Annotated in this window: 2 protein-coding genes; both read left to right on the forward strand. The window is 57.8% G+C overall.

Annotated elements, in window-relative coordinates; genetic code table 11:
* Positions 1–129 precede the first annotated feature (129 nt).
* Positions 130–330 carry a DUF6375 family protein gene (locus ACFPPB_RS20165; protein WP_377330432.1) on the forward strand — a complete coding sequence of 67 codons (201 nt, stop codon included), beginning with the start codon at positions 130–132 and terminating at the stop codon, positions 328–330.
* 14 nt (positions 331–344) lie between these two features.
* Complete coding sequence (locus ACFPPB_RS20170) at positions 345–3,011, forward strand: NACHT domain-containing protein (RefSeq protein ID WP_377330434.1); 2,667 nt, start codon at positions 345–347, stop codon at positions 3,009–3,011.
* Positions 3,012–3,101: the final 90 nt, after the last annotated feature.

Consider the following 3,101-nt stretch of genomic DNA (forward strand, 5'->3'; position numbering starts at 1 on the left):
ACCCATCGGCTATATCCCGCCAGCCGAGGCCGAGGCAAACTACTACCGGCAACTCGCCAGTCAGGCCGCCACGGCGGAAGCCTGACTTAAACCAAACAGCCTCCACGGAACTCGGGGCGGTTCAGTAGTTTGAACCTCAACATCTTAGGACCTGCTGATCTCGGCCAGTTAGTATCTGACTATCACCTCAACCGCGAAGGCGATCAAATCACGGTCACGACTGACGAGTCTGAAGTGTCCGCGTTCGTGAAGCTCTTCATCGAGGCTGGAGCGAAGGTCGAAGTCTTTTCGGCACACGACTACCCCTCCGATTCCGACGATGCCAGCTGACAGAGAAAGCGCCGATGCCTGAAGCAAATTGGGCTGTATTCAGCGAGTTGCCCGGAGCCGCAGACGAAAACTTTGAGAAGCTTTGCCGCTCTTTGGTGCGCCGACACTACGGGCGCTTCGGTCGCTTTAAGCAACTCGCAAACCAGCCAGGCGTAGAGTTTCATCTTCAGCTGACGGAGTCTTGTGATCTCGGAGCGCCGCCACGCTGGTTTGGTTGGCAATGCAAATGGTATGAGCTGGCGAACGGACAAGAGTTGGGAGCGACGCGCCGCAACAAGATCATCGAGGGCATGGAGAAGACGCGCAAGCATGTCCCAGGTGTAACCGATTGGAAGCTTTGGACGTGCCACACGCTGACAAAGGGAGACCAAGAGTGGTTCTTCGCGCTTGAGAAAGACCGCTTCCCCGAGTTGAAGTTGGAGCTGCTGACGGCAACTGATATCGAAGACCTCTTGGTTGGACCGGGAGCGCTACTTCGAGAAACCTACTTCGGCGAGCTCGTTCTGACGCCTGCGCTACTTGCTGAGCAGCACAGGCTCGCTGCGGCTCCGTTCAAGCGACGATACCAGCCGGAAGTTCACGTTGTTGTTGGGGCAGAAAAGAAGATACGCAGGCGTCTGGGTGGCCAGGGCGCATGGGAATCACTGGAGAAACTCTCACGTGCTCTTACAACGAATTGCGCGGACATTGCTTCGCTGACAGGGCAACTCAAAACTGAGATCAAGACCGGAGTCGAATCGCTCTTGGCTCGAGCTGCCGGATTGGCTGACCTGCTCGACAGCCTGCACACGGCGCTCGGCAAGGGCGACTTCGATGCTGTACAGCAAATGCTGGCCTCCAATCCGCCGCTGCCGGTGCGCTACGACCGACTCCTCTCGAAGCTGCGTGGGGCGCGTTCGGATGGAGCCCCGTTGGCCGCGAATCTGGTCGCGGACATTCACGCAGTTTCGTCGGTGCTTCGCAGTCTGGAGAAGTCGATCGACGTTCGAGCCGTGGCCGTGCTTGCAGCTGCGGGCGAAGGAAAGTCCGAGCTTGCCGCCAAGGTGACGCAAGCGGACGGAGAATTCCCCGGAGGTGTCTTGCTGCTGGGCAAGAATCTTCATGCAGGCCAGGGGCTTGACGATCTCGTGTCTGCATTCAAGATTTCTGGCAGGCCGGCGGAGAGCTTCGACCGGCTGGTTGAGGCCGTAGATGCGGCGGGTCAGCGCGCGGGCAAGCGCATCCCTATCGTGATTGACGGTCTAAATGAGGCGGAAGACCCGAGAAATTGGAGGGATGAGCTCTCCCGGGCGAATGAGCTTCTTAAGGACTTTCCGTACGTCCTGCTGGTTGTCACTCTGCGCAATGAGTTCGCGCAGATGTGTCTGCCCGAGGAGTTTCCTCAAGTTGAGCACAACGGGTTCCAGGAAGACCCGCAGACGGCCATCGACAAGTACTTTGAGTACTACAAGATCGACGCCACTGACGCGGATCTGCCAATTGAGTTCTTGCAGCACCCGTTGACGCTGAGAATCTTCTGTGAGGTGGTGAACCCTCGACGCCAGCGCTCTGTCGGGGTGGAGGCGCTGCCTAGTTCGCTTGCAAGCCTGTTCGAAGCGCACTTCGACAAGGTTGCCGAACGAGTTGCAGAGCTTTCTCCGACAGCGCATCGCATCTATCAGGATGAAGTGCAAGATGCGCTGCTGACGATTGCAGGTCTCCTCTGGGAGGACAACGCGAGAAGCGTTGACTTCCAAGCTGCACGGCGTGCAGTTCGAGACACGGGCAGTTGGGACGCCAGCGTCATTCGCGCACTGGAGTCCGAAGGCGTCCTCGTTCGAACGACTTCTGAGGAAGGCGGCCAAGGAATCGCGTTTTCATACGACCTGATGGCCGGACATATGATGGCGCGCCACCTGCTTGCTAGACCGGACTTGGCGCAGTGGCTGCAAAGCGATGAAGGACGCGTGTACTTCCTATTCCGTGAGCCTGGGTCGCATACCTTCGCCTTTGACGTGTTCCGGGCTCTTGTTGGCCTTTATCCACAACGCCTTGGCAGACGCCAGCTTTGGCAAGACTTGTCGGATGAGAGCATCGTCTTGAACGCTTTGCTGTTGACAGCGCAATGCGACCCAAGCCATATCGGGCGGGAAACGGTAGAACGGTACGCCTGCGCAATGCAGGAGTCGAAGCAGTTCGCACAGATTGCCTTCAAGAGACTCCGGAGTACCAGGGCGGCGCGAGCGCACCCGTTTGACATGGACTTCTTGCACGGCGTGCTCTTGGTTATGCCCAATACGCAGCGCGATCTATTCTGGTCTGAGTGGGTTCGCGAGAGGTCTGAGGAAATTGAGGACGACTTCAAGTTCCTGTCGTCCAGATGGAAATCGGGCGACCTAGACGAGCGAGAAATTCGGCGGACGCGCTGGGTGATGTGGACGTTGACGTCAACGTCCAGAAGGCTGCGCGACGTGGCCACCAAGATCCTGTATGAATTCGCCACCAAGCGGCCTGCAGAGTTCTTCCGGCTGGCAGTGGAGGCAATTGCCGTTTCAGACCCATACGTCCCCGAGCGGATGTTCGCCGCAGCCTACGGAGCGGCACTGACCACCTGGTCGGATATTAATGCTGTGGAGATGCGTGAGGCACTGCCTAAAGTTGCTCGCGGAAAATTTCAAGCTAGTTGTCGCCTCAATGATTAATTTTCAGGCGGCTTTTCGTTCCTGGTTACGAGCTGTCGTGATGGCGTCCTGGTCGTCGTCCCGGTCGGGATTCAGATGGACGGTATGGAT

This window comes from Rhodanobacter terrae (assembly GCF_042657005.1).
Taxonomy (GTDB): Bacteria; Pseudomonadota; Gammaproteobacteria; order Xanthomonadales; family Rhodanobacteraceae; genus Rhodanobacter; species Rhodanobacter terrae.